Below are 25,740 nucleotides of genomic sequence, written 5' to 3'. Positions count from 1 at the left end.
TCAGCTCTCCTGGGCCACCTTGGAGGCGTTCTTGATGATGTTCTTGGCCATGGACGGGAAAATCAGTCCGTGGAACGGGGCAATCACCCACCAGTACAGCTTGCCGCCCAAACCCTTGGGGAAGTAAATGGCGCGCTGCCGGTAGAGGCTGCCGCCGCCGTCGGGATCCACCCGCAGCTCCAGCCAGGCCTTGCCCGGCACCCGCATTTCGGCGCGCAGCCGCAGCAGGCTGCCGCGCTCGAGCAGCTCCACCCGCCACCAGTCCACCACGTCACCGGTGAACAGGGTGGTGGGGTTGCGCCGGCCGCGGGTCAGCCCGGCGCCGCCCACGGTCTTGTCCAGCACGCCGCGGATGGCCCAGGCCATGGGCAGCGAATACCAGCCGTTCTTGCCGCCGATGCCCTCGATCACCTTCCAGACGTGCTCGGGTGCCACCGAGGACCGGCGCTGGCGGGAGTCCACGTAGACGGTCTGTCCGGCCCAGTCCGGGTCGCTGGGCAGCGGGGAGGACGCTTCGTCCGCCGCGGGTGAAGCGCCGGCCCAGGTGGTTTCCACCTCGCCGCGTTTTTCCTTGCCCAGTGCCCGCTTGACCGCTTCGGAGTAGCCGCTGCGGCCGCCGTCGGGCGCGGGCAGATACTCGTCAATGTCGTGTTCCTTGGACACGGCGTCGTGCTGCAGCGACTCCACCAGCGGCAGCGACATGGACCGCGGAATCGGCGTCACCAGGGCCACCCACATGCCCGCCAGCCGGGGCGCGGGCAGCGGCAGCGCGTAGATCCGCCGCCGCGGCAGTCCCGCCTCCTCGGCGTAGCCGTTCATGATCTCGGCGTAGGTCAGCACCTCACGGGACCCGATGTCGAAGGTTCGGTTCACATCCGCCGGGAGGTCGACGGCGCGGACCAGATAGTGCAGGACGTCGCGGACGGCGATGGGCTCGATCTTCCGGCGCACCCAGCTCGGCGCCGGCATCACCGGGAGGGTTTCGGTCAGGTGCCGGATCATTTCGAACGACGCCGACCCGGATCCGATGACCACACCGGCCTGGTAAACCACCGCGGGAACCTTCCCGTTGAGCAGGATCCGCCCCACCTCGGTGCGGGAACGCATATGCGGGGACAGTTCGCCCTCGGGGTGCAGGCCGCCCAGGTAGACGATCCGCTCAACTCCGGCCTCGTCAGCGGCGCGGGCCACGATGTTCGCGATGTCCTCCTCCTGGGCCGCGAACCCCTTGCCGGAGGCCATCGAATGGACCAGGAAGTACACGGTGTCCGTGTCCTGCATGGCACCGGCCACGGAGCCGCGGTCCGTGAGGTCGCCCTGGACGATCTCGACGTCGTCGTGCCACGGCACGTCGCTTAGCTTTTCGGGGAGCGGGCCAGGACGCGCACTTTGTGTCCGTCCTGCAGCAGCAGCGGCACCAGCCGCCCGCCGATATAGCCCGTGGCGCCCGTTACCAAAACCCGCTCTGGTTCACTCATTTTTCCAACATACACAGGTCGGTCTCCGGAGCCGAGGGTGGCAGGAACGCCCTTGGCATAATTTGCTCAGCAGTCTGACCAAGAGTGGAATTCGGCCGCTGATCCCGGTAAGACTAGGGACCATGGCGAGCAGCGGAGCGGGTCTGAAGCAGCAGGAAACCGTCAATGTGGACGGCCACCGGCTGCGGCTGACCAACCTCGACAAAGTGCTCTATCCGCAGACCGGAACCACTAAGGCCGAGGTCCTGGCGTATTACGCAGCCGTCGCCGGGGCGCTGCTGCCGCACTCCCGGGACCGTCCGGCCACCCGCAAGCGCTGGGTGCACGGCGTCGGAGTTCCCGGCGACCCGGGGCAGGTCTTCTTTCAGAAGAACATCGATTCCTCCGCGCCCACGTGGGTGAAGCGGTTTTCGATTGAGCACAAAAGCGGCACCAACATTTATCCGCTGGTCAACGACCTGGCGACCCTGACCTGGCTGGCCCAGAGCGCTGCCCTGGAAATCCATGTTCCGCAGTGGCGGTTCGGCCCGCGCGGCAGGATCAACAATCCCGACCGGCTGGTGCTGGACCTGGACCCGGGAGAGGGGGCGGACCTGGCGCAGTGCGCGGAAGTGGCCCGGCTGGCCCGCGCCATCCTGGCCGACATGGGGCTTGATGCCCGGCCGGTAACCAGCGGTTCGAAGGGGATCCACCTGTACGCGGCGCTGGACGGGCAGCAGACGTCCGGGGAAGTCAGCGCCGTCGCCCACGAGCTCGCCCGGGCGCTGGAAGCCGACCATCCCGACCTGATCGTCTCGGACATGAAAAAGTCGCTGCGCACCGGAAAGGTGCTGCTGGACTGGAGCCAGAACAACGCCAATAAGACCACCATTTGCCCGTACTCCCTGCGCGGCCGGTTCACCCCCACGGTTGCCGCTCCGCGGACCTGGGAAGAGCTGGAGGACCCGGACCTGGCGCAGCTGGACTATGAACAGGTGATGCAGCGACTAGCCGGCGACGGCGACCTGCTGGCGGGAATGGACGCCGGCGGACTGGACGCGGATGCGCTGGAGGAAACCGCCGGCGGCGGATCCGCCCGCACCGACCGGCTCAGCAAGTACCGCAGCATGCGCGACGCCGCCAAGACCCCCGAACCGGTGCCCGAGGAACCGGCGGAAGCGTCCGAGGGCAACAGCTTCGTGATCCAGGAACACCACGCCCGGCGGCTGCACTGGGACTTCCGGCTGGAGCACGACGGCGTCCTCGTGTCCTGGGCGCTGCCCAAGGGCCGCCGGACTCGCCGGACCAGAATCACCTCGCCGTCCAGACCGAGGACCATCCGCTGGATTACGGCACTTTTGAAGGCAGCATCCCGAAGGGCGAATACGGGGCCGGCGAAGTGCGGATCTGGGACCACGGCACGTACGAGAAGGAAAAATGGCGGGACGGCAAGGAAGTCATCGCGGTGCTGCACGGCCAGCCCGACGGCGGACTCGCCTCCGAAGGCAGCGCCGACCGGCGGTTCGCGCTGATCCACACCGGCGGCAAAGGCGGAGCCAACAACTGGCTCATCCACCTGATGAAGCACCAGCCGCCCGGGCCGGCGGCAAAGTCCCGAGCCGCGGGGGAAGACTCACCCGTTGACACAGTGGCTGCCGCGGCTGACGCTCCCGTCCCCGCGGGCAGGGAGCTACCGGACACCGCCGGTGTCGCGAAGGCGGCCGCCGCTGACGCTGCGGAGCACGGTATGCCGCCGGTGGAACCCATGCTTGCCACTCTGGGCACCCGTGCCGACGTTAGTGACGAGGAGGAATGGGGCTTCGAAATGAAGTGGGACGGTGTCCGCGCCATTGCGGAGGTGACGCCGGAGGGAACCCGGCTGATCAGCCGCAACGGCAACGACATGACCGCCGCCTATCCCGAACTGCAGGAGCTGGGGCAGCGCCTGTTCGGTGAGCGGGCCGTCCTGGACGGGGAGATCGTGGCCATCAACAAAGCCGGCCGGCCCGACTTTGGGCTGCTGCAGCCGCGCATGCACCTGACGAAACGGCGCGAAATCGAAGCCGCCGCAGCCCGGACCCCCGTACACCTGATGCTCTTTGACCTGCTGTGGCTGGACGGCAACTCCCTGCTGGACCTGCCCTACGCCCAGCGCCGCGAAATCCTGCACCAGGCGGTGGAACCGGCGGAGGAAGCCGGCCACGTCCAGGTACCGCCGGCACTGGAAATGTCCCTGGACGACGCGGTGGACTCCAGCCGGGAACTGGGACTGGAAGGGGTAATGGCCAAGCGCCTGGACAGTGCCTATTCCTCCGGGCGCCGGACCAGGAACTGGATCAAACTCAAGAACTCCTTCACCCAGGAGGTGGTGGTGGTGGGCTGGCGCCCCGGCAAGGGCAGCCGGGCGCACAAAATCGGATCCCTGCTGGTCGCCGTTCCGGACGGACACGACCTGACCTACATTGGGCGGGTTGGGTCAGGACTCAGCGAAAAGGACCTGGCCCTGGTGGGCGGCAAACTTCGGAAACTGGGCCGCAAAACGGCGCCGCTTGGTGATGTTCCCGCCGCGGACGCCTCCGACGCGCAGTGGGTGCGGCCCGTCCTGGTGGGGGAAGTGACCTATTCCGAGCGCACCGCCACCGGAAAACTGCGCCATCCCGCGTGGCGGGGACTGCGTCCGGACAAGAAACCCTCGGACGTGGTGGTGGAAATTCCCCACCACTGAGCCGAGAGCCGGTGAGTCGTCAACCGCTGAACCGATCCTGCCAAGGAGGCACCGCATGATCTCTGCTCCAACTGCACCGGAACGCCCTCAAAGCGAGTCCCTGAACGACGTCGACACCTGGTGGCGGGCCGCCAACTATCTCTCCGCCGGACAGATTTACCTGCGCGACAACCCGCTGCTGCGCCGGCCGCTGGAAAAGAAGGACGTCAAGGCCCGGCTGCTGGGCCACTGGGGCACCACGCCCGGGCTGAATTTCATCTACGCCCACCTGAACCGGCTGATCCGCGCACAGCAGCGGGAGGTCCTGTTCATTACCGGGCCCGGGCACGGCGGCCCCGCCAACGTGGCCAACGCGTGGCTGGAGGGCACCTACTCCGAGATTTACAGCCATGTCGGCAAGGATGAGGACGGGCTGCGGACCCTGTTCCGGCAGTTTTCCTATCCCGGCGGCATTCCCAGCCATGCGGCACCGGAAACCCCCGGTTCCATCCATGAGGGCGGTGAACTGGGATACTCGCTGGCGCATGCCTACGGTGCGGTGTTCGACAACCCTGACCTGATCGCCGCCACGGTGATCGGCGACGGCGAGGCCGAAACCGGTCCGCTGGCCGCCAGCTGGCATTCGAACAGCTTCCTGGATCCGGCGGTGGACGGTGCCGTGCTGCCGATCCTGCACCTGAACGGGTACAAGATTGCCAACCCGACCATCCTGTCCCGGATGCCGGAGGAGCAGCTGGTGAAGCTGATGGAAGGCTACGGCTACCGCCCCTATCTCGTCGCGGTGGAGGATCCGGCGTCGACGGCGCAGGCGCACGCCGATTTCGCCGCCGCGCTGGAAGCCTGCCTGGCCGAAATCGATGCCATCCAGGCGCCCTACCGCAGCGGTGAACGGACAGCCGTACCGGCCGACGCCCCGGATGCCGAAGACCGGAACGAACACGCGCCGCGCTGGCCGATGATCATTTTCCGCTCGCCCAAGGGCTGGACCGGGCCGGCTGTGGTGGACGGCAAACAGGTGGAGGGCACCTGGCGCGCGCATCAGGTGCCGCTGTCCGAAATCCATGACAATCCGGAGCACCTGGCGCAGCTGGAAGAGTGGATGCTCTCCTACCGCCCGGAGGAACTCTTCGACAGCGCCGGCCGGCTGCGCGCCGAAATTGCGGCGCTCGCTCCGGCGGGCGACGCGCGGATGAGCGCCACCCCGTACGCGAACGGCGGCCGGCTGCTGCAGGACCTGGCGCTGCCGGCCTACGCAGAGCACGCCGTGGACGTGGAGAAGCCGGGATCCCAGCGCATTTCACCCATGATCACCGCCGGCGGCTACCTGCGGGACGTGATCGCGAAGAACCCGTCCAACTTTCGGATCTTCGGCCCGGACGAAACCGCCTCCAACCGGCTGCAGGCCGTGTACGACGTGACCGACAAAGCCTGGCAGCAGCGCATCGACGAGATCGACGAGCACCTGGCCCGCAGCGGGCGCGTGGCCGAAGTCCTTTCCGAGCACCTGTGCGAAGGCTGGCTGGAGGGCTATCTGCTGACCGGCCGCCACGGCATCTTCAACTGCTATGAGGCCTTTGTCCACATTGTCGATTCCATGTTCAACCAGCATGCCAAGTGGCTGAAGGTCAGCCGTGAACTCTCCTGGCGGCAGCCGGTGGCTTCGCTGAACTACCTGCTGTCCAGCCACGTCTGGCAACAGGACCATAACGGGTTCTCGCACCAGGACCCGGGCTTCATTGACCACGTGGTGAACAAGAAAGCGGACGTCATCAGGGTGTACCTGCCGCCGGATGTGAACACCATGCTGGCCGTCACCGAACACATCCTGGGCACCCGGGACCGCGTGAACGTGGTGGTCTCCGGCAAGCAGCCCACCCCGGCGTGGCTGAATCCGCCGGAAGCCCTGCTGCATGTGGAGCGCGGCATCGGTATCTGGGACTTCGCCGGCAGCGAAACCCCGGGTCCCGGCGAAAAGACCGATCCCGACGTCGTTATGGCCTGCGCCGGGGACGTGCCCACCCTGGAAACCGTGGCCGCCGCCGCCCTGCTGAAGGAGCAGCTCCCGGAGCTGAAAATCCGGGTGGTCAACGTGGTGGACCTGATGCGCCTGCAGGACGCCGCAGAGCACCCGCACGGGCTTTCCGACCGGGATTTCGACACCCTGTTCACCAAGGACCGGCCCGTCATTTTCGCTTACCACGGCTACCCCTGGTTGATCCACCGGCTCACCTACCGCCGGGCCAACCACGGCAATCTGCACGTGCGCGGCTACAAGGAGGAAGGCACCACCACCACGCCGTTCGACATGGCGATGCTCAACCAGATCGACCGTTTCCAGTTGGCCATCGACGTGCTGGACCGGGTAGCGTCGTTGGGATCAACGCAGGCCGGTTTCCGGCAGTGGCTGCAGGATGAACGGGCACGCTGCCGGCAATATACCCGGGACGAAGGGCAGGATCCGCCGTACATTACCGGCTGGGAACTGCAGGAAGCCTCGGAACAGACCGCGGACTGAGCCTGCGGGTACGTACGATCCATCTACTGAAGGAGAGTTCATTGACCACTGATCAGACGAGCGTAGTAGTTTCCCGGTTCATCGATGCCTCGGCAGCGGACATTTTCAATCTGCTGTCCAACCCGGAGCGGCACCACGAACTGGACGGATCGGGCATGGTGGTCTCGGACGAGAAGACCGACCGCATCACCGCCTCGGGCCAGGTGTTCACCATGAACATGCACAACGAGAAAATGGGCGATTACCAGACGGACAACCACGTCACCGGGTATGACTCCAACAAGATCCTGGCCTGGCAGACCGCCCCGGCCGGCACCGAGCCCAAGGGCTGGCAGTGGGTCTGGGAACTGCAGCCCAACGGCGCTGACTCCACCGAAGTCACGCTGACCTACGACTGGTCCCACGTCACCGACAAGGACACCCTGAAGCAGGTGTCCTTCCCGATGGTGTCGAAGGATGACCTCGAGGAATCGCTGAACAAGCTCGCGGCAGCGGTCTCGGGTTCCTAGCGGGTCCTGACAGCAGTACGACGGCGGCCGGTGCCTCCCCCTGGGGAGGTGCCGGCCGCCGTCGTTAGACAGTGGATGAAGCAGCGATGCGGTTAAACCGCCGACCAGCCGCCGTCGGAGGGCAGGATGGCACCGTTGATGTTCACGCCGTCGTCGCTGAGCAGGAACGTGATGGACGCTGCCAGCTCCTCGGCGGAGGCCAGGCCCGGGATGTTGATGCGGGCCGGGCCGAGGCGGGCTTCGCCGTATTCGCTGGTCGCCCCGCCCATGGGAATACCGGTGGCGACGCCGCCCGGAGCCACGGCGTTCACGCGGATGCCTTCCTTGGCGTACATGAACGCGGTGCTGCGGGTAATGCCGACCACGGCGTGCTTGGAGGCCGTGTAGGCCACGCCGGACGCGGAGCCGCGCAGGCCTGCCTCAGAGGTGATGTTGACGATCGAGCCCTTGTGCGCTTCGAGCATGGACGGCAGCACGGCGCGGGTCAGGCGCACCAGGCCGTCCACGTTCACGGCGAAGACCTTCTGCCACATGGCGTCAGCGACCTCGTGCAGCGGGCTGAAGTCGTCATTGATGCCGGCCACGTTGGCCAGGCCGTCAATGGTGCCGCCGGCGGCGGCAACAATGCGGTCCACGGCGGTGAGGTCGGTGAGGTCGGCGGCCACCGGAACAACGGCGTCGCCGAGCTCTTCGGCGAGCTCCTTGATCCTGGGCTCGGCGATATCCACGGCGATCACGCGGCCGCCTTCGCGGGCAATCCGGGCGGCGGTGGCGCGGCCAATGCCGGACCCGGCGCCGGTGACGATCACGGTGCGGCCTTCGAACCGGCCGGGCACGGTCGGCAGGGCTGCTGCTGCGGTTTCAGGCATAACCCCGCCGTTGGCGGCCTTGACCAGTTCATCCACGGCCGCCTGCGGGAACTGGCCCTGGCTCAGATCCACCAGCTGCTGCAGCTTCAGGGTCAGTGCCGGGCCCAGGGTGGACTCGTCGCTGCCGGCCTGCGCGAGCATGCCGCGGATGGCGGGGCCGCCTGCGGGGTGGTCAAGCCACTGCTGGACGGTGTTCTGGGCGGTGATGGGCTGGTTCGTGGCCATGCCGGTCCTTTCGGTCGGGATGCGGCCGCAGCTGCGGCCGCCGTCGTGCCGGCAGCTCCACACGTGTGGTTACACGTGTAAGTTGCCTGTATCGTCAGACTACCGGAGAAATCCGGAACTGATAAGTGCCGGATTCGGCGGGCAGATGCCCCCGACTAACGGCCAAACGGAAAGGTACGGCGGGGTGGATCGCAGGGTCACATCGACCGACGTCGCACAGGCTGCGGGAGTCTCGCGCGCCACCGTCAGCTACGTGCTGAACGGCAGCGCCGGCCAGAGTATTTCAGCGGCCACCCGGGAGCGGGTGCTGGCCGCCGCCCGGCAGCTGGGCTACACGCCGTCGACCGCTGCCCGAACGCTGCGCCGCGGCCGCAGCGACCTGGTGCTGATGCTGCTGCCGCCGGAACCGCTCGGCCGGGCCCTGGCCATGATCGTGGACGCCGCCTCCGAGCAGCTGGAACTGCAGGGCCGGCGGCTCGTCGCCCACCGGCTGCCGGGGCAGGGAGGCGCAGTGCCCCTGGTGCATTCGCTGGCTCCGGCCGCACTGATCCTCACCACGGCGCTGGAGGAGACGGATCTGGCCGCGCTCCGGGCCGCCGGAATTCCGGTCGCCTCGCTGCACGAAACCCTGTCCGATCCGCTCAGCCCCGACCTCGGCATCGGAGCCCTCCAGGTGCGGCATTTGGCCGAAGCGGGACACCGGCGGATCGCCGTGGCCGTGCCGCCGGAACCCGGGTACGCCTGGCGCGTGGAGATCCGGCTGGCGGCTGTCCGGGAGGCCTGCCGGCGGCACGGAATGCCTCCGCCGCTGGTCGGCCACCTGCGGCTGGACGCCGGGGAGGCCGCCGCCGTCGTTGCCGGCTGGCTGGATGGACCGGAGCCGGTCACCGCGGCCTGCGCGTTCGACGACGATCACGCCTTCGCGCTGCTGGCCGGGCTTGCGGCGCTGGGCCGGCGGGCACCGGAGGACCTCGCCGTGATTGGCGCCGAGGACGTTCCCCTGGCAGCCCTGGCGCTGCCGCCGCTGACCACCGTGCGGGTGGATTCCGGGCTGCTGGGTGAGCGCTTCGCCCGGATGGCCGTGGCGGGACCGCCTGCCGCCGGCGGGGCCGAACTGGTAAGCCTCGTCGTGCGGGCCTCGGCCTAGTTCCGCCCGGACATCAGCGGTGCGGCCAGGCCGCAACCGCCTGCTCAATCTGCCGCCGAACGGCTGCGGATACCCGTTCCAGCAGCTCCACCACCGGTTCCGGTGTGGCACGGGAGGAGGTGCGCGGCAGCCGCCAAGTGCCCACGGTTACCCCGTCCACCACCACTGCCGGGCGGAAAATTCCGTTCCGGCCCGGCACCAGGGCCTCGAACATCGCAGGGCTGGCCGTCAGGGACCGGTCCGCGTAGCCAAGGATCCACTCATCAAACCCGGGCAGCAGCACCGCTTCTGCCGGCGCGGCCGGCCGTGGATCACCGATGATCCAGGCGGGCATGCCGTCCACTTCCACCGTGGTCAGGTCTTCCACCGCGGCTGCGGCGCGCCGCAGGGCCGCCCGTGGCAGTTTGGTCCACCAGGCGAGGTCCGCTTCAGTCACGGGTCCCCGGGCGAGAACATACCCGCGCACTATCTGCGCCAGCGCGGCCTCCGGATCCGCAGGCGCATGGTCCGGAGAGAGTGTCAGGAGCTGCTCGGGTCGGTCGCGATCGAACGGGCCCCAGTGCACATGGCCGCCGACGGACAGGTGCATCAGCAGGTGATAACCGGGGCCGCCGGTGGTGGCGATGCCGGCCGCCTCCCACAGGGAAAGGACCTCCGCCCGACGCAGCGGGCGGCTTTGGAGGGCTTCCAGCAGCAGGTCCCGGGCGCGGACAACCGTGCGGTCATCCAGCCCGAGCTCCTCCCGGTTCCGCGCCGTTGCCCGGTGAACGCGCTCGGCAGTGAAGAACAGCAGTGTGGCCAGGTGCTCCGGCGTCGTGACGAACAGGGTGCCCCGCATCGGCCAGCTGCGGACCAGTCCGCCGTCATCGAACGCGGCACGCACATCAGGCACCGTGGTGCCGGGACGGGAGCGGAGCGCGACGGCACGCAGGACGGCGGGCAGATCCTGGCCCTGCAGCGCAACCGCCCGGTTTACGACGTCGGCCGGCAACAGGTCCGAGCCGCCCAGCAGCTGGGCGTGCACCCGCATCCGCCGTGCATCCTCGCCACTGAGTTGGATTCCCATCCGCTTACGGTAGGCGGCGTAGTGGCGTGCGGCAAGGATCAGCGCTTCTCGCGGCGCGGCCCGGAAAACCGTCCGTTGTGGGATTTTCCGGCCACTTTGGGAAATGACGGACGGTCCGCCATGACCGGGTTTTCCCAGAACGGCCGCGTTTCCCCAGAACGGCCGCGTTTCCCCAAAGGAGCCGCTGCGGCAGGTCAGGTCAGGCGTTCTCTTCCCGGGCGCGGAAGAGCTGCATTTGCCGGTAGCGCCGGCCCAGGGACTCCCGGCGAGGCTTCACCGGGGCGTCCTCCGGCTCGGCCGTGAGGTCAATGTGGTCCTTGCCGAAGCGCCACAGCAGCAGGTCATCGAGCAGGCGGTCCGGACCCGGGGAATACCGGTGGTCCAGGGCCTGGCGCACCTCGGTGATGGCATCGGCCTGCAGCAGCCCGGCGAGGTCCATGGTGGTTTTCATGCCGTGCGCCGCCAGCAGTTCGGCGGCCCAGCCCCAGTCATCGCCGGTCTTGCGGTTCACGTGCGGCAGCAGAGTCATCCAGACGTCGCGGATCCGGTTGGGCGTCAGCGGCGCACTGCCCTCGCCTTCCTCATCCCAGAATCCGGTGACCGTCTCATAGCGTTCGTGGAGTTCGGCGAACGCCGTCTCCACGGTCTCCAGCATGGCCGCCGTGGCCGTGAACTGACGGTCGAAATACGGGCTCCAGGCGCGCGGATCACCGGCCTTGAACCGGATGTCGTGTTCGATCTCGGACCAGGCATGGGCCAGCACGGTGCGGATCTGCACCTCGAACAGGTAGCTGCCGTTGGGCCGCTGCTCCGGATCCAGCAACCGGTGGTACTCCCGGACCGTCTCGTTCTGGATGGTCCGCAGGATCAGATGGCGGCTGGAGTAGCCGTAGGTGCCGGACTCGATGGAGCCGATGTCCTTTTCCCGGTCTCCGCGGCAGTCGAACTCCGCGCGCTGGCGCTTGATCAGGCTGGCTGCCTCATCCACCTCGTGCGGCAGTGTCACGATGACCCGCAGGCCCACCAGGTCGATCAGGTTCCGCAGCGGATCGGGAAACAGCAGTGTCGGCAGTTCATCGGGATCCTCGGACGGCAGGGTCCGGGAAGCCTTGTCCCGGAAGGACTCCACCGTCTTGGTCCGCGAGGCGACAAACAGCGGGCGGACCGGGCTGTCGGTAAAGGTGCCGCGCAGGCTTTCCTCCATCTCCCGGGTGAGCTTTTCCAAGGCAGGACGAACCCTGGCATACTCGTCCGTGCTTGCCTGGACCACCGGACGCAGCCGGTCATCGAGGCTGTCCCACGCGCCCATACAAACTCTCCATTCGTTCACGGCCCCAATGTGCGTTCGCAGTCCGGTCAATCCGGCCATGAGGCCCGGGACCAGATTAGGCTCACTCAATATCAGGTTAGGCCAGTTGAAGGAGGGTCGCCCATGCCGCCGTTTCGCGTGCGGATTCCCTACGGGCCCCATCCGGAGCAATACGCGGAACTCACTCCGGGTACCCCTGCCGCCGCCGCGGGTTCCCGTGCCGGGGTGGTGGTCATCATCCACGGCGGCTACTGGCGTTCCAAGTACTCTGCCGAACTGGGCCGGCCGGGAGCCGCGGATCTGGCCGCCCGGGGGTTCACCTGCTGGAACCTGGAATACCGGCGGGCCGGGAACGGCGGCGGCTGGCCGGAGACCTTCCGCGACATCAGTGCCGGGATCGACGCGCTGGAGCCGGCGTCGCGGGAATACGGCCTGGACCTGTCCCGGGTCACCGTGCTGGGCCACTCGGCCGGCGGGCAGCTGGCGGCATGGGCGGCGGCCCGCCCGGATCCCGCCGTCCGGGTCACCGGCGTCGTGAGCCAGGCCGGTGTGCTGAACCTCGCCGAGGCGCTCGCCCTAAACCTGAGCGACGGCGCCGTCTGCAACTTTCTGGGCTCCACCCCCGACGCGGATCCGCAGCGGTACCGCAGCACCGATCCCATGTTCCTGCTGCCGCTGCCGGCACCGGTCATCGCCCTGCACGGCGACGCCGATTCCCACGTTCCGCTGAGCCAGTCCGCCGGGTTTGCGCGGGCCGCGGCCGCCTGCGGGTCACCCGCCGAACTGCGCAGGGTTCCCGGTGACCACTTCGACCTGATTACGCCCGGCACCCCGGCCTGGACCGCCGTCGTCCGGGCGCTCGCCGAGGCCGCCGAACGGGCCGGCACCTTCGATATGACCTGTTCTTAAGGCAGCCGGCAGGGCGCTCTGTTAGGTTGAGGACGTGCTCACAGTAATTGGCGAAGCCCTCGTGGACGAGGTTCTCAGCGACACTGCCCCCAAGCGTTTCCACCCGGGCGGCAGTCCGCTGAACGTGGCCGTCGGCGTGGCGCGGCTCGGCCGCCCGGTGCAGTTCGCCGGCCGCTACGGCAAAGACGAGTACGGCGTGCTGATCGAGCAGCACCTGCGCGGCAACTCGGTGCTGGTTCCGCTGCCCGCCGACGATCTGCCCACCAGCGTGGCCACCGCCGTCCTGGATCCGGCCGGCGGGGCCCGCTACACCTTTGAGCTTCAGTGGGAGCTGCCCTCGCTGGCGGATGCCCTGCCGCGGCTGCTGGACGGAACCACCCTGCTGCACACCGGTTCCATCGCGGCCATGCTCCGCCCCGGCGCCGACGCCGTGCTTCAGGCGGTGGAGCGCGCCCGTCCCGGCGTCACCATCAGTTATGACCCGAACTGCCGGCCGTCCATCATCACCGACGTGTCCTACGCGCGGGAACAGGCGGAGAAATTCGTGGCCCTGGCGGACGTCGTCAAGGCCTCCGATGAGGACCTCGCATGGCTGTATCCGCAGGATTCACCGCAGGACGCCGCCCGGCGCTGGCTGGCCCTGGGTCCGGCCCTGGTCGCGGTCACCAGCGGCTCCAAGGAGCATGGGCGGTAGCCGCCTCGGGTGAAGCGCAGGCTTCGGTGCCGCCGGTCACCGTCGTGGACACCGTGGGTGCTGGCGACTCGTTCATGTCGGCCTTGCTGGTTTCACTGATGGACCGGGAGCTCGACGGCGGGGCCCGCCGCAGCGAACTTGCCCGGATCGGCACGGGGGACCTGGAGGCGGTGCTTGAATTCGCGGTCCGGGCCGCCGCTGTGACAGTGTCCCGCGCCGGGGCCAACCCGCCCTGCCGCACGGAGCTGGAACTGCCGTAACCTGCCCGCGGACTCTCATCCGGAGCCGCGGCCCTACCAGAAGGAGAGAATACATGCAGTCCTACGACCCCTATGACGCGCTTCCGCAGGTGCCGGCCTTTACCGTCACCAGCGACAGTTTCTCGAATCTCGAGCCGTTTCCCGCGGCGCAGTACAGCGGAAGGATGGGCGTTCCGGGCGGGCAGGATGAATCGCCGCAGCTGAGTTGGTCCGGAGCGCCGGAGGGCACCCGGAGTTATGCCGTGACCATGTATGACCCCGATGCCCCCACCGGCAGCGGCTTCTGGCACTGGGCTGCCTTCAACATCCCGGCAACTGCGTCGTCCCTGCCGGCCGGTGCCGCAAACCGCGGGGAACTGCCCGAAGGCACCGTGGAACTGGTCAACGACGCCGGCTTCCGCGGCTTTGTGGGGGCCGCCCCGCCCGCCGGGCACGGCCCGCACCGCTACATGGTGGTGGTTCACGCCGTCGACGTCGAAACCCTCGACGTTCCCGCCGACGCCAGCCCGGCCTTCCTGGGATTCAATTTGTTCACCCACACCCTGGCGCGCGCCCGCATCGTCGGCCTGGCCGAAGTCGCAGCCGAGTAACGCTTGCCGCAGCATGGCCGGCGGCGGTGCAGCCGGCGGGGCCGGATAGGCTGGAAGCCTGCGCAGCTGCGCAGATTAACTCCGGAAGTGAACGAGGTGCCCGGTGCGTCTGGTGGCAAGTGACCTGGACGGGACCATCGTCGGTCCCGACAACAGGATCAGTGACCGGACCGTCCGGGCGTTCCGCGGCTGCATCGACGCCGGCATCGACGTTGTGTTCGTGACCGGCCGCCCGCCGCGCTGGCTCAGTCCGCTGCAGGATTTCCTGGGCCACGAGGGAACCGTCATCTGTTCCAACGGGGCCATCACCTATGATTTGGGAGCCGAACGGGTGCTCAAGGCGCAGGCACTGCCCCGGTCGGAGATCCTTGCCGCCGCGGAGATCATCCGGGGGCTCTATCCCCGGGTCCGCTTTGCCGCCGAAACCGTTGAGGGATTCCATCTGGGGCCGGGCTTCCTGGAACCCGGTTCCGCCGAGCTGCCCGGCGGGGTTACCCCTGCGCCGCTGGAATCCACCCTCACCGATGCCGACACCGTGGTGAAGTTCCTGGCGCGTGTGGACGGCGCGACGCCTGACCAGTTCCTGCACCGGGTCCGGCCCGCGGTGGCGCACCTGGTGTCGACCACGCATTCCGCGCCCTCGGAAGCGCTGCTGGAAATGTCGCTGCTGGGATTGGACAAGTCCGTCACCCTGGCCGACTACGCTGCCGCCCGGGACATCGACCCCGGCGATGTGGTGGCCTTCGGAGACATGCCAAACGACGTCCAGATGCTGCAGTGGGCCGGATGTGGCTATGCGATGGCGTCCGGGCACGCCGAGGCCCTCGCCGCCGCGGACAGGGTGGCTCCGCCGTTCGCGGACGACGGCGTTGCCTGCGTCCTGGAAGCGCTGCTGCGCCGGAGCTGACCCGGACGCCCGCTCCGGGAGCCTACCGGGGCGGGCGGTCCGGGTCCGCGCGGGCCGGCCCGCCGGCGGAGGCCCGTCCGGCCGCCCGGCGGGAGTGCAGCAGCCGGTGCGCGGTGATCACCACCGCCAGCCAGGCCAGCCCCAGGGTCCAGGCCACCAGGACGTCCGTGAACCAGTGGTGGCCCAAGTAGACCCGGCTCAGGCCCATGGCCGCTGCGAAAACCACGGCCAGGAGCACGGTCAGCACCTTCGCGCCGCGGCTTTGCAGGTGCAGCACCACCAGATAGGCCACCACGCCGGCAATAACGACGGCGTTCAGGGAATGGCCGCTGGGGAACGATGCCGAATACTCGAACGGCGGAACGGCATCCGTCAGCGCGGGCCGCGCCCGGCCAATCAGTTCCTTGCCGGTCACCGTCATCAGCAGGGATCCCGCGGCGGCGGCGGACACGAGCAGCACCGGTGTCCAGGACCGCCATTTCAGGGCCATGATCAGCGTTGCCGCCGCAGCCAGGATAGGCATGCCGATGGTGCCGCCCAGGTTGGTAAACGCCGTTACCGCGCTGTCCAGGTCCGGGGAGCGCAGGGCCAGGGCCGCGTCCAGGACCGGCTGGTCGAGCCGGGCCACCCCGTCGGATTCGCTCACTGACTCATAGACCTCCGCCGAGCCCAGCGTGAGGAGAACGGCCGGGAGCAGTCCGGCCGCCAGCGTGATCAGCAGCGCCGCATGCGGAGAGGTCAGCTGTGCCAGCCACTGGAATGCGGCGGCGAGCCAGCCCGGCACCCGGGAGGCGGGCCGGGCCGGGGGTCCGGAACGCTGCGGGGAAGGTGCGGAACTGTCACGGGTCATGAAGACAGTATGCCCAATCGGCGCCCGAGCCAGTCCAGGTTGTTTGCCAACCCCGCCTTCCACACCTGCCAGGAGTGGCCGCCGGGCAGTTCCTGAAGTGTGATGTCCATGCCGGCGGCGCGGGCCGCGGCGGACACCGCCTCCCCTTCCGGCGCGAAGACGGGATCATCCGCTCCCACCACCACAATTCCCGCCGACCCCGGGAAGGAGAAGCGCCGCAGCCGGTCCAGGGGGTTTTGGTCGCTGAAGGCTGCGGCGTCCCCGTCGAAATAGGTTTCCACCAGTGCGTCCCGGCCCTGTGGAAGGCTGGGGCCGGCCTCCCCGGCGATGTCGATGAAGGTCGGATAGGCCTGGGGAAAGTTCGCGGCGAGCTGCAGGGCGCAGGTGCCTCCGTAGGAATAGCCGGCCACCGCCCATTGCCGGCTGCCCTCCAGCCCGGACGCCAGGTGCTGCCCGACCCAGGACGGAACATCCACCGCCAGATAGGTGGCCGACGAACTAATGTCCGAATCCAGGCACAGCGGCCAGGTGCTGTTGCCGGCATTGGAGGCATCGGGCATCACGACCACCGGGGCCAGCCCGCCGTGCTCTGCCGCGAAGGAATCCAGGACCTCGAGGAGCTGTCCGCCGGTTAGCCAGTCGGACGGCGCCCCGGGCTTGCCGTGAATCAGCACCAGGACGGGAAGGTTGGTGGCCGGTGGCTCCGCCAGATATGCGGGGGGAAGATAGACCAGCGCCGGATCGGAGGCGTATCCGGAGGTTGTTCCCGGTATCTCCGCGGAGTAGAGCTTTCCTTCGGCGGGCAGGTCCGCAGGCGGAATCCAGTTGGCCTCCGTGGTGGCCGGACGGCCGGCGGCTGTGGACGGGCTGCGGTGCGGCAGGCCGGAGGATTCAGGCCGGGGCGGGCTGACCAGTGATTCAAGCGTGGGATATTGCCGGTACGCGGTGTTGGCGGCTTCGGCAACGGCCACCACCGTCAGTGCGGCCGCGGCCACCGTGAGGATTCGCGTCCAGGTCTTTTCCGCCGCCCTGAGCTTCGGAACGGCAAGCAGGACCGCGAGTATTCCCGCGGCCGCATATACATACAGGGTCCGGGGCAGGGAGGCATCCCACCAGTAAAAGACGGCTTCGGCCAGGACGTACAGGATGAGGGTCAGAGCTGCAGCGCACACGGCAGCTGCGGGCACCACGACGAGGAGATAGCGGCGCCCTCCCCACAAAAGCCAGGCCAGGGAGAGGCAGCCCAGGATCAGCACAGCCGCGGGAACCACTCCGCTGATCAGCGAAACGGAGTTCACCGCGCGCCGTCGACAATGGTCCGCACCAGGGTTAATCCCTGGGCCAGGGACATTCTTGGCAGGTACGCACGCGCCACTGCGTTGCCGATGGCGGGCAGGGAGGCCGGATCACTGTAGGCCAGGTACAGCGGGACGTAGCGGGGCTGGAACTTGGCCTTGAAGGCCAGCAGGGACCGGAAGCCGTACACCGGTTCCAGTGTGGTTCCCAGCAGGTCCAGCACGGAGTCCAGCAGGGAGGAATCACCCGTGCCCGGCTCATCGCCGCTTCCCGATTCCGGCCCGGCGCGGGCAAGCGGTGCTCCGGAAAGGCTCAACAGCTCGTACCCCTCGTCCTGCAGCATGCCCGCGGCGGAGGCGATCAGGAAGTCCATGCTCGGCCGGAAACCGCTGCTGCGCCGGCGCATGAAGTCCAGCGTCCATCCCACCACCCTGCCCTCCCGGTAGACCGGGAGCCAGGAGGTCACGGCATGGACCGTACCATCCTTGTCCACCGCGATCAGGCAGCGGACCTCGGGATCGTCAACCTCATCCAGGCCGCCCAGGGTAAAGCCCATCTCCGGCATCTTCTTATCCGCCACCCACTCCTCCGAGATGGCCTGCAGCTGGTCCACCACGGCCAATGGTGCGGTGGGATAACTGATCCACCGGGCCTGGATGCCTGCCTTGCGGGCGTGGTTCAGAGCCGTTCTGAGGTCCTGGAACTTCCTGCCCCGGAAGACCAGATTCCCGAGCGGCAGGACCGTTTCCTCGGCAACCTGCAAGCGGGAGAATCCCAGGTCCGCAGTGACGGTTTCAACCTCCCCGTGTATGGAGTAGAAACAGGCGGCCGTGCCGTTCGCCGTGCAAAAGGCGATGAACTCCTCAATGGTGCTGTGCAGCTCCCGCTCCGGCCCAACCGGCCCTCCCACAGTCAGCGCCACGCCGGGGGTGGGACGGAACGCCACGTAGGAGTTTCCGCTGGAGGAGAACCAGTAGGCGTTGCCGGGCCACAGCGTCATCCAGGCCATGGTTCCGCCGCCGTGGGTCTTCAGCAGAGTCCGGGCCTGCCCGGAGTCACTGGAGTCACTGTGGTGGGCCGGCTTCAGGAAGGTCCCCGCCAGGAGCACGCAGGTGAAGACCCAGAACAGTGATCCCACGCCCTCATACAGCAGGTCAGCAGGCACCGTTAGAGGCAGGAGCCCGGGTGTTGACGCGGGGAACTCCAGCTCCAGGACCGGCAGGAAGCGCTCGGGCAGGTCAGCGATGAGCGCCCCGGCGCCCGCCTGCGGGGTGAACGAGGTCCGGAGCGCCAGCCCGCCCAGGACATAGGCGGCACTGAGCAGCGCGGCCGCTCCGGCCACCCGGAGGAGAAACCGGCGGTAGGTGCCCGGCGGGGCGGAGACCGTGAACAGGCGGCGGGAGAGGCAGAGCAGGACGAAGACCATCAGCGGCACCAGCACGGGCAGGGCCAGGGCCAGCGCATTTTGGGCTGCCCCCAGCGCGTAGCCGGCTCCCGCATTGCCGCCGCTGAGGTACCGTGCCGCTCGAACGGCGGCCAGCAGGGTCATCAGTCCCTGCAGAACGACGGCGCCCCACCAGGCAAAGCGGCGGCCCCGCCGCAGGCCGTCGGCCAGGACTACCAGGAGCACCTGCGGCAGCATTGCCAGGAAAAACCCGGCCGGGCCTGCACGCAGCCGAAGGCTGGCGGCGCTGCAGTCCGCGGTTTGGGCCGGATCGCTGCACAGGGCAGCAACAGTCTGCGGATTGATGAGTTCAATGTCGGTATTCAGGAACCTCAGCACAGCCAGCGGGCCCACTGCCTGGGTGCTGAGCGCGGAAATGACCGGCCCCACCGCTGAAGCCGTCACGAGAAGGCCCACCAGCACGCGTGCTTCGCGCCGGCTGGTGACCAGCCGGCCCGGCAGGAAGGCCGGCGCCCGTCCAGCAGCGGGCCGGCCAGCGCTCCGGTGGCCGCTGCTCCCAGCAACATGATGCTGTGGAACGATCCGCCGTAGAGGGCCAGCAGGAGCAGGAGTGTGAAGAGGCCCAGCCGCAGCCTGCGGCGCCACAGGGTTGGAATGCGTGCACTGGCGGCGGCGGCGACACCGCAGACCAGCGCCAGCGGGCCGACGAACGATTCCGTTTCCAGTGCCAGGGACCAGTCGCCGGGGATTGCGTTGGCTGCGCGGGTGAAGCCAATGGCCAGCGAGGCGCCGAGAACCTGTGTCGAAACCGCCGCGGCGGCAAACCGCGCGGATCCCAGGAGACGTTCGCAGGGTGCGGCCACCAACAGGAGCACAAGGGTTCCGGTGAGGTATCCGCCCAGGCTGGAGGCCCAAAGCCGGACAGCAGCAGGGCCGGCCAGTGGCTGGGAAGGGAATCGGCGGACAGGACCACCCAGCTGCCCAGGGCGCCCCGGGGGCCGGAGGCGAGACTGCCGGTGGCGAGTCCGGCGATCCAGAAGAACGCGGTAAACGCCACCGTTACCGGGGCCGCCCGGACGCTTCCACGAATCCGCTGCGCGAGCCAGGGCAGGGCCCGGATGAATCTTCGTGGTCTTGTTGCAGGGGCCTGAGTCGCCAAATCCGGGTACCTCCGCACCGCTTCGCCGCTCCCGGTGCCGGAACAGCGGCTGCCGGTGCTGCCAGTGTAGGTCCCGGGAAGCCGGTTGAGGATGTGCTGTGCGGCTGCGGGCTTTCCGATGGATAAAGTACACGGGTGACCTATCCGTATTTCGACTCTCCCGCCCCGCTGGGCCTTGCCCACCGCGGATTTTCCCCTGAGGGCCTGGAAAACACCATGACGGCCTTCCGCGCGGCTGCCGCCCTGGGGTTCGGCTATCTCGAGACCGATGTGCGGACCACCCGCGACGGCGTGCTCCTGGCGTTCCACGACGCCTCACTGGACCGCGTTGCCGGCGGCGGCGGGCCGGTGCGGGACCTCAGCTTCCGTGAAGTTCAGGGTGGAGCCCGCGTGGGCGGAACCGAGCCGGTTCCCGCCTTCGAGGAGCTGCTGACCGCACTGCCGGAGGTGCGCCTGAACGTGGATATCAAGGACGCCGCCGGAGCCGCTGAGCTGGCGCGGCTGCTGGACAAGCATGAAGCCCACAACCGTGTGCTCGTCACGTCATTCTCCGACCGGCGGCGGCTGGCCGCGCTGCGGCGCCTGGACCGTCCGGCGGCCAGCTCCGCGGGTGCGCTCTTCACCGCCCTGACCGTGCTGTTTGCTCCGGCGGGACTGGCGGGCCTGCTCGCCCGCCTGGGGCGGTACCAGTGCCTGCAGGTGCCGGAGCGGCAGGGTCCGCTGCGCATAGTCACCCCGGGGTTCATCCGCCGCTGCTACCGGGCCGGGCTGCAGGTGCATGTGTGGACTGTAAACGAGCCGGCCGACATGGAACGGCTGCTTAACCTGGGCGTGGACGGCCTGGTCTCGGACCGCGCGGACCTGCTCGCCGGCCTGCTGGCCCAGCGGGGCACCTGGCCGCAGCACCGCGGCGGGCACCCGCAGTCCTGACCCGCTGCGGCATGCCGCCCGAATCGGCCCCCGGGCTGGCAGTATGGGGATATGCGCGTACTCATTGCCCCGGATAAGTTCAAAGGCTCCCTTTCAGCAGTGGAAGCAGCGGCCGCCATGGCGGAAGGCGTGCTCGCCGTGTATCCGGAAGCCGACGTGACCCTGGTGCCGGTGGCCGACGGCGGCGAAGGCACCCTGGAAGCGGCGCTCGCCGCCGGAGCGGCGGAGTACACTGCCGGCGTGCGCGGCCCGCTGGGCGGATACGTCACCGCCGTCTGGGCGATGACCGGAACGACCGCAGTCATCGAGACTGCCCGCGCCTCCGGATTGATGCTGGTGGATCCCTCGGTGCAGTCCTCGCTGGCGGCGTCGAGCTACGGCAGCGGCGAGCTGATTAAGGAGGCACTCGACGCAGGAGCCACCGAAATCGTGCTCGGCATCGGCGGATCGGCCATGACCGACGGTGGATCGGGTGCACTCACAGCTTTGGGGCTGCGCATCCTGGACGATGCCGGAGAGCCGGTGCCGCCCGGGGAGCAGGCCTGTCCCTGGCCGCGGCCATTGATGCCTCAGCCCTGGACGGCAGGCTGCGCGGCGTGCAGGTCCGCATCGCCGCCGACGTCACCAACCCGCTGACCGGCCCTGAGGGAGCGGCCCACGTGTTTGGGGAACAAAGGGCGCTGACGCGTCGGCACGCCTGCTGCTGGATGAAGCGCTGGTGCGCTGGAGCGCGCTGCTCCGGGAAGCGACCGGCACCGACGTCGACATTCCGGGAGCCGGGGCGGCGGGCGGATTTCCGTCAGCGTTCCTGGCGTTTACCGGTGCCACCCTGGAAAGCGGGTTCGACGTCATTTCGCGGCTCACCGGCTTGGACGCCGCCCTGGCGAAAGCGGACCTGGTGCTGACGGGAGAGGGATCCTGGACGAACAGTCCCGGTACGGAAAGGCTCCGCTGTCCGTGGCCGAGCGTGCCCGTGACGCCGGCATTCCGGTGGTCGCCCTCGCCGGGCGGATCACCCTTCCGCCGCATGTCCTGGCGGAATACGGGGTGGTGGCAGCCGTCAGCCTCCTGGACCTGGTGGCTGACCCGCAGGACGCGATGACCCAGGCCGGCCGCTGGCTGACCCGGGCCACCGTCCACGCCCTCGAAGGGGCCTAGACCTAGCCCGCCTAGCCCAGCCGGCTGGGCTTCGCGCCCCGGTCTTCCGCCGGCTGGTCCGGATCGGTGCCGCGCCACCGGGCAATGGCCTGCATGCCGTGGAAGGCCAGCAGTGTGGCGCCGGTGCCCAGCGCAATGCCGCCGAACTCCACACCGGCCACCACCCAGGTGAAGTTGGCGATGGCAATGATCAGGCCCAGGCCGGCGGTGGAGAGGTTGATCGGATTGGAGAAGCTGACCCGGTTGTCCACCCAGATCCGCACGCCAAGGATGCCGATCATGCCGTACAGAATGACGCCGGCGCCGCCCAGCACGCCGCCGGGAACGGTGGCAATCATGGCCCCGAACTTGGGAAACAGGCTCAGCAGGATGGCCACGATGCCGGCTACCCAGTAGGCCGCCGTGGAGTACACCCGGGAGGCCGCCATGACGCCGATGTTCTCGGCGTAGGTGGTGGTGGCGGAGCCGCCGGCGGAGCCGGCCAGCACGGTGGCCAGGCCGTCGGCCATCAGGGCCCGGCCGGCGTACGGGTCGAGGTCGCTGCCGGTCATGGCGGCAACGGATTTCACGTGGCCAATGTTCTCGGCCACCAGGACCAGGACCACCGGCACAAACAAGCCGATCACGGAGAGGTGGAAGGTCGGGGACTGGAACTCGGGCAGGCCGAACCACGCGGCGTCGTTAATGGCCTGGAAATCCACTTCCCCCTGCCAGATCGCGGCGAGATAGCCCGCGGCCACGCCGATCAGGATCGAGAGCCGGCCCAGGAAGCCCTTGAACAGGACGGTGGACACGAGGATGGCGACCACGGTGACGGTGGCGGTCAGCGGTCCCTGTTCGAAGTTGTCCCGCGCCGAACCGGCCAGGTTGAGGCCAATCAGGGCAACGATCGTGCCGGTGACCACCGGCGGCATCAGGATTTGGATCCACTTGGTGCCCGCGACCTGCACAGCCCAACCGACGAGGAACAGAACCGCCCCCGCCATGATGATCCCACCGAGCGCGCCGCCCGGACCGTGCTGGCTGGTTGCGGCGGTGATGGGGGCGATGAAAGCGAAGCTGGAACCCAGGTAACTGGGAACCCGTCCGGCCGTAATAATCAGGAACAGGATGGTGCCGATGCCGGAGAAAAGCAGGGTGGTGGCGGGCGGGAAGCCCGTCAGCAGGGGAACCAGGAACGTCGCTCCGAACATGGCCACCACGTGCTGGGCTCCGATGCCGATGGTCCGGGGCCAGCTCAGCCGTTCGCCGGGAGCTACGTATTCACCCGGTTTGATGGTTTTGCCGTCACCATGAAGGGTCCAGGCCGTACCGAATCTGCTCATGGAGGTGCCTTTCAAAGACCAGGGGAGGGTTCGTGCAGAATAGTACCGGGCGTTGATGTCCACGGTGTTACGTTGCAGGCGGAACTATTTTACCGGCAAAACAGAGGGCGGACGCAGCAGTCCGCTGCGAACGGACGGATCAGCATGGGCATTTCAGTTTCAGGCCGGACGGTCCTCATCACCGGTGCGGCCATGGGCATGGGGCGGCTGTATGCGGAGCGTGCGGTGCGTGACGGCGCAGCGCACGTGGTCCTCTGGGACCTCAACGCCGGAGCCCTGGAGGCCGCAGCCGCCGAACTGCGTGCCCGGGGCAGCAGCGCCGTCCATACCTTCGCCCTGGACGTCGGTTCCGTGCCGGAAGTGGCCGCCGCCGCCGGCCGGGTTACTGCGGAAATCGGCGTTCCCGACGTCCTGATCAACAATGCCGGCATCGTGCGCGGCAAGTACTTCTGGGACCACGATCCGGAGGCGGACATTGCCGCCGTCATGCAGGTCAACGCGGTCGCGCCCATGCAGGTCACGCGGGCTTTCCTGCCGCACATGATTGCCCGCCGCACTCCGGCGCGGATCCTGAACGTCGCGTCGGCGTCGGGCACCCTGTCGGTGCCGAAAATGAGCGTGTACACCGCGTCCAAGTGGGCGGTAATTGGCTGGAGCGATTCGCTGCGGCTGGAACTGAACGAATCCGGCAACGGGCATGTCCAGGTCACGACCCTCATTCCGAGCTACATCAAGACCGGCATGTTTGCCGGCGCCCGCGGACCGCTGCTGACACCGCTCATGGAACCGGAGTACGTGGTGGACCGGGCCTGGACCGCAATGCTGGCCGGCAGAGCCCGGCTCCAGCTGCCCTGGACTGTCCCCTGGGCAGCGCCCTGCGCGGACTGCTGCCCCAGCAGCTGTGGGACGTCGTGGCCGGGCGGGTGTTCAAGGTGTACCAGTCCATGGACCATTTCACCGGCCGCCCATCCGCCCCGGCAACAGCAGCGGCAGAGGCTGCGGCGCAGGAGGCCCGTCGATGAGCGCGGAAACTGCCTCAGGGCTCCCCGGCGCGCGCTCGGCGCCCATGATTGGTGCCACGGTGGCGGCGGTCCGCCGCACCTACGATTCCGGCCGGACCCGGCCACTGGCCTGGCGCCGGGCCCAGCTCCAGGGCCTGATCCGCATGCTGGCCGAGTGCGAAACGGACCTCGGTGCGGCTTTGGCCCGCGACCTCGGGAAGAACCGGCTCGAGGGGTACCTCACCGAACTCTCCATTACCCGGGCCGAAGCGGAGTACGCCCTGAAGCACCTGTCCGAGTGGACACGCGTCACAAAGGTTCCGGTGCCGCTGGGCCTGCAGCCGGCCTCGGCGAAGACGGAGCCGCAGCCGCTGGGGGTCGTGCTGATCATTGCCCCGTGGAACTATCCGGTGCAGCTGCTGCTGGCTCCGCTCATCGGCGCCCTGGCAGCAGGCAACGCCGCAGTGCTGAAACCTTCGGAGCTGGCTCCGGCCACCTCTGCGGCAGTGGCCGAACTGCTGCCCCGCTACCTGGATCCGGACGCCGCCGTCGTCGTGGAAGGCGGCCGGGAAGTGAGCACCGCACTGCTGGCCGAGCGCTTCGATTCCATTTTCTTCACCGGCGGCGAACGGGTGGGCCGCGTGGTGCTGCAGGCAGCCGCCAAGTACCTCACCCCAGTCACCCTGGAGCTGGGCGGCAAGTCACCCGCCGTCGTGCTGGACGGCAACTTTGCCGCCACCGCCCGGCGCCTGGTGTACGGAAAGCTGCTCAACGCCGGCCAAACCTGCGTGGCGCCGGACTATGTCCTCGTCACGGAGGAGGCCGCGCCCAAGCTGCGCAAGCACCTGGTCCGCGCCGTGACGGAACTTTTCGGCAAGGACCCGGCCAAGAGCCCGGACCTGGGCCGGATCATCAATGAACAGCACTGGGACCGGCTCCACGGTCTGCTGGACAGCGGCACCGTGCTTGCCGGCGGGCGCGGCGACCGGGATGCGCTGTACCTGGAGCCGACGATCCTGACGGATGTGTCCCCGGAGTCCCCGGTCATGCAGGAAGAGATCTTTGGACCCATCCTGCCGGTGCTGACCGTGAGGGACCTGGATGAGGCGATGAGCTTCATCAACGCACGCCCCGTTCCGCTGGCGTCCTACCTGTACACGCAGTCAGCCGCTGCCCGGAAGAGCTTCGAACGCGGCGTGCGGGCAGGCAGCGTAAACCACAACGTAAGCACCGTGCAGCTGGCCGTTCCCGGACTGCCGTTCGGCAGCGCCGGTGCCAGCGGCACCGGCGCCTATCACGGCAAATATTCCTTCGACACCTTCAGCCAGCTGCGTCCGGTTTTCACCAAGGGCACGGCGCTGGACACGCTGAAGGTTGCCTATCCGCCCTACAACGGCCTCAAGCGGCGGCTGCTGCGCCGCCTGCTGTGACCGG

Annotated in this window: 17 protein-coding genes and 5 pseudogenes; 12 read left to right on the top strand and 10 right to left on the bottom strand. The window is 68.4% G+C overall.

Translation table 11 applies throughout. The annotated features are described in order from the left end of the window. Nucleotides 1–1,478 (bottom strand): annotated as a pseudogene (locus OL239_RS00875) (SDR family oxidoreductase). Between the two features lie 122 nt (nucleotides 1,479–1,600). On the opposite strand from OL239_RS00875, the pseudogene OL239_RS00870 reads away from it, so the two are divergent. The 3 genes and pseudogenes from OL239_RS00870 to OL239_RS00860 all read left to right on the top strand — a co-directional run bounded on the left by OL239_RS00870 (nucleotide 1,601) and on the right by OL239_RS00860 (nucleotide 7,206). After that, nucleotides 1,601–4,182 (top strand): annotated as a pseudogene (locus OL239_RS00870) (ATP-dependent DNA ligase). A gap of 55 nt (nucleotides 4,183–4,237) precedes the next feature. Further along, nucleotides 4,238–6,697: a phosphoketolase family protein gene (locus OL239_RS00865; protein WP_268910344.1), complete on the top strand. Its 2,460-nt coding sequence runs from the start codon at nucleotides 4,238–4,240 to the stop codon at nucleotides 6,695–6,697. A gap of 41 nt (nucleotides 6,698–6,738) precedes the next feature. Next, the gene (locus tag OL239_RS00860) at nucleotides 6,739–7,206 is read left to right on the top strand and encodes an SRPBCC family protein (RefSeq protein WP_268910343.1); all 468 of its coding nucleotides are present in this window, start codon (nucleotides 6,739–6,741) and stop codon (nucleotides 7,204–7,206) included. Between the two features lie 92 nt (nucleotides 7,207–7,298). Here the strand turns inward: OL239_RS00860 and OL239_RS00855 are convergent, their stop codons facing one another. Further along, nucleotides 7,299–8,300: an SDR family NAD(P)-dependent oxidoreductase gene (locus tag OL239_RS00855; protein WP_268910342.1), complete on the bottom strand. Its 1,002-nt coding sequence runs from the start codon at nucleotides 8,298–8,300 to the stop codon at nucleotides 7,299–7,301. 184 nt (nucleotides 8,301–8,484) lie between these two features. On the opposite strand from OL239_RS00855, the gene OL239_RS00850 reads away from it, so the two are divergent. Continuing rightward, nucleotides 8,485–9,447, top strand: a complete 963-nt coding sequence (locus tag OL239_RS00850; protein WP_268910341.1) for a LacI family DNA-binding transcriptional regulator — start codon at nucleotides 8,485–8,487, stop codon at nucleotides 9,445–9,447. Nucleotides 9,448–9,460: 13 nt separating this feature from the next. Here OL239_RS00850 and OL239_RS00845 read toward each other — a convergent pair whose 3' ends face one another. Both OL239_RS00845 and OL239_RS00840 read right to left on the bottom strand, forming a co-directional pair. Further along, a complete protein-coding gene (locus OL239_RS00845) occupies nucleotides 9,461–10,477 on the bottom strand; it encodes a DNA glycosylase AlkZ-like family protein (protein ID WP_268910340.1) in 1,017 nt (338 codons plus the stop codon). Between the two features lie 235 nt (nucleotides 10,478–10,712). Then, nucleotides 10,713–11,822 carry a GTP pyrophosphokinase gene (locus OL239_RS00840; protein ID WP_268910339.1) on the bottom strand — a complete coding sequence of 370 codons (1,110 nt, stop codon included), beginning with the start codon at nucleotides 11,820–11,822 and terminating at the stop codon, nucleotides 10,713–10,715. A gap of 123 nt (nucleotides 11,823–11,945) precedes the next feature. Here OL239_RS00840 and OL239_RS00835 point away from each other — a divergent pair, with 123 nt between their 5' ends. The 4 genes and pseudogenes from OL239_RS00835 to OL239_RS00820 all read left to right on the top strand — a co-directional run bounded on the left by OL239_RS00835 (nucleotide 11,946) and on the right by OL239_RS00820 (nucleotide 15,182). Further along, a complete protein-coding gene (locus OL239_RS00835) occupies nucleotides 11,946–12,731 on the top strand; it encodes an alpha/beta hydrolase family protein (protein WP_268910338.1) in 786 nt (261 codons plus the stop codon). Nucleotides 12,732–12,765: 34 nt separating this feature from the next. Continuing rightward, a pseudogene (locus tag OL239_RS00830) lies at nucleotides 12,766–13,685 on the top strand (carbohydrate kinase family protein). A 53-nt stretch (nucleotides 13,686–13,738) separates the two neighbouring features. After that, on the top strand, nucleotides 13,739–14,275 hold the full coding sequence (locus OL239_RS00825) for a YbhB/YbcL family Raf kinase inhibitor-like protein (RefSeq protein WP_268910337.1): 537 nt from the start codon (nucleotides 13,739–13,741) through the stop codon (nucleotides 14,273–14,275). A 103-nt stretch (nucleotides 14,276–14,378) separates the two neighbouring features. Further along, nucleotides 14,379–15,182 (top strand): HAD family hydrolase, encoded by an 804-nt coding sequence (locus tag OL239_RS00820; protein ID WP_268910336.1) that lies wholly within the window; start codon nucleotides 14,379–14,381, stop codon nucleotides 15,180–15,182. Between the two features lie 22 nt (nucleotides 15,183–15,204). On the opposite strand, the gene OL239_RS00815 is transcribed toward OL239_RS00820, so the two are convergent. The 4 genes from OL239_RS00815 to OL239_RS00800 are packed head-to-tail and all read right to left on the bottom strand — an operon-like array spanning nucleotide 15,205 to nucleotide 19,608. After that, nucleotides 15,205–16,032 carry a phosphatase PAP2 family protein gene (locus tag OL239_RS00815; protein WP_268910335.1) on the bottom strand — a complete coding sequence of 276 codons (828 nt, stop codon included), beginning with the start codon at nucleotides 16,030–16,032 and terminating at the stop codon, nucleotides 15,205–15,207. Continuing rightward, nucleotides 16,029–17,330 (bottom strand): alpha/beta hydrolase, encoded by a 1,302-nt coding sequence (locus tag OL239_RS00810; protein ID WP_268910334.1) that lies wholly within the window; start codon nucleotides 17,328–17,330, stop codon nucleotides 16,029–16,031. The genes OL239_RS00815 and OL239_RS00810 overlap by 4 nt, the downstream gene beginning before the upstream one ends. Beyond that, nucleotides 17,327–19,195: a bifunctional lysylphosphatidylglycerol flippase/synthetase MprF gene (locus OL239_RS00805; protein WP_268910333.1), complete on the bottom strand. Its 1,869-nt coding sequence runs from the start codon at nucleotides 19,193–19,195 to the stop codon at nucleotides 17,327–17,329. The genes OL239_RS00810 and OL239_RS00805 overlap by 4 nt, the downstream gene beginning before the upstream one ends. Then, nucleotides 19,174–19,608 carry a hypothetical protein gene (locus OL239_RS00800; RefSeq protein WP_268910332.1) on the bottom strand — a complete coding sequence of 145 codons (435 nt, stop codon included), beginning with the start codon at nucleotides 19,606–19,608 and terminating at the stop codon, nucleotides 19,174–19,176. The genes OL239_RS00805 and OL239_RS00800 overlap by 22 nt, the downstream gene beginning before the upstream one ends. A 419-nt stretch (nucleotides 19,609–20,027) precedes the next feature. Between OL239_RS00800 and OL239_RS00795 the strand changes: the two genes are divergently transcribed. Both OL239_RS00795 and OL239_RS19900 read left to right on the top strand, forming a co-directional pair. After that, nucleotides 20,028–20,822, top strand: a complete 795-nt coding sequence (locus tag OL239_RS00795) for a glycerophosphodiester phosphodiesterase (RefSeq protein ID WP_268910331.1) — start codon at nucleotides 20,028–20,030, stop codon at nucleotides 20,820–20,822. 51 nt (nucleotides 20,823–20,873) lie between these two features. Then, nucleotides 20,874–21,980: pseudogene (locus OL239_RS19900) on the top strand (glycerate kinase). An 11-nt stretch (nucleotides 21,981–21,991) separates the two neighbouring features. Here OL239_RS19900 and OL239_RS00770 read toward each other — a convergent pair. Next, nucleotides 21,992–23,305, bottom strand: coding sequence for a uracil-xanthine permease family protein (locus tag OL239_RS00770; RefSeq protein WP_268910330.1), 1,314 nt, complete (start codon nucleotides 23,303–23,305; stop codon nucleotides 21,992–21,994). On the opposite strand from OL239_RS00770, the pseudogene OL239_RS19230 reads away from it, so the two are divergent. After that, a pseudogene (locus tag OL239_RS19230) lies at nucleotides 23,273–24,007 on the top strand (SDR family NAD(P)-dependent oxidoreductase); the annotation flags it as partial. The gene OL239_RS00770 and the pseudogene OL239_RS19230 sit on opposite strands and share 33 nt — an antisense overlap. 23 nt (nucleotides 24,008–24,030) lie before the next feature. Here OL239_RS19230 and OL239_RS19225 read toward each other — a convergent pair. Beyond that, a complete protein-coding gene (locus OL239_RS19225; RefSeq protein ID WP_329609312.1) occupies nucleotides 24,031–24,258 on the bottom strand; it encodes a hypothetical protein in 228 nt (75 codons plus the stop codon). A gap of 65 nt (nucleotides 24,259–24,323) precedes the next feature. Here OL239_RS19225 and OL239_RS00760 point away from each other — a divergent pair, with 65 nt between their 5' ends. Then, nucleotides 24,324–25,736: an aldehyde dehydrogenase family protein gene (locus OL239_RS00760; RefSeq protein ID WP_268910329.1), complete on the top strand. Its 1,413-nt coding sequence runs from the start codon at nucleotides 24,324–24,326 to the stop codon at nucleotides 25,734–25,736. Nucleotides 25,737–25,740: the final 4 nt, after the last annotated feature.

It is taken from the genome of Arthrobacter sp. ATA002 (assembly GCF_026898095.1).
Taxonomy (GTDB): Bacteria; Actinomycetota; Actinomycetes; order Actinomycetales; family Micrococcaceae; genus Arthrobacter_B.
The sequence above is the reverse complement of the archived record's forward strand: the minus strand, read 5'-3'. Positions and strand labels throughout refer to the sequence as shown.

Excerpts from the sequence above, each read along its gene's own strand:
- OL239_RS00840 (WP_268910339.1), bottom strand. The coding sequence starts at position 11,822 with ATGGGCGCGTGGGACAGCCTCGATGACCGGCTGCGTCCGGTGGTCCAG.
- OL239_RS00865 (WP_268910344.1), top strand. The coding sequence starts at position 4,238 with ATGATCTCTGCTCCAACTGCACCGGAACGCCCTCAAAGCGAGTCCCTG.
- OL239_RS00770 (WP_268910330.1), bottom strand. The coding sequence starts at position 23,305 with ATGAGCAGATTCGGTACGGCCTGGACCCTTCATGGTGACGGCAAAACC.
- OL239_RS00835 (WP_268910338.1), top strand. The coding sequence starts at position 11,946 with ATGCCGCCGTTTCGCGTGCGGATTCCCTACGGGCCCCATCCGGAGCAA.
- OL239_RS00825 (WP_268910337.1), top strand. The coding sequence starts at position 13,739 with ATGCAGTCCTACGACCCCTATGACGCGCTTCCGCAGGTGCCGGCCTTT.
- OL239_RS19225 (WP_329609312.1), bottom strand. The coding sequence starts at position 24,258 with ATGGTCCATGGACTGGTACACCTTGAACACCCGCCCGGCCACGACGTC.
- OL239_RS00760 (WP_268910329.1), top strand. The coding sequence starts at position 24,324 with ATGAGCGCGGAAACTGCCTCAGGGCTCCCCGGCGCGCGCTCGGCGCCC.
- OL239_RS00855 (WP_268910342.1), bottom strand. The coding sequence starts at position 8,300 with ATGGCCACGAACCAGCCCATCACCGCCCAGAACACCGTCCAGCAGTGG.
- OL239_RS00845 (WP_268910340.1), bottom strand. The coding sequence starts at position 10,477 with ATGCGGGTGCACGCCCAGCTGCTGGGCGGCTCGGACCTGTTGCCGGCC.
- OL239_RS00815 (WP_268910335.1), bottom strand. The coding sequence starts at position 16,032 with ATGACCCGTGACAGTTCCGCACCTTCCCCGCAGCGTTCCGGACCCCCG.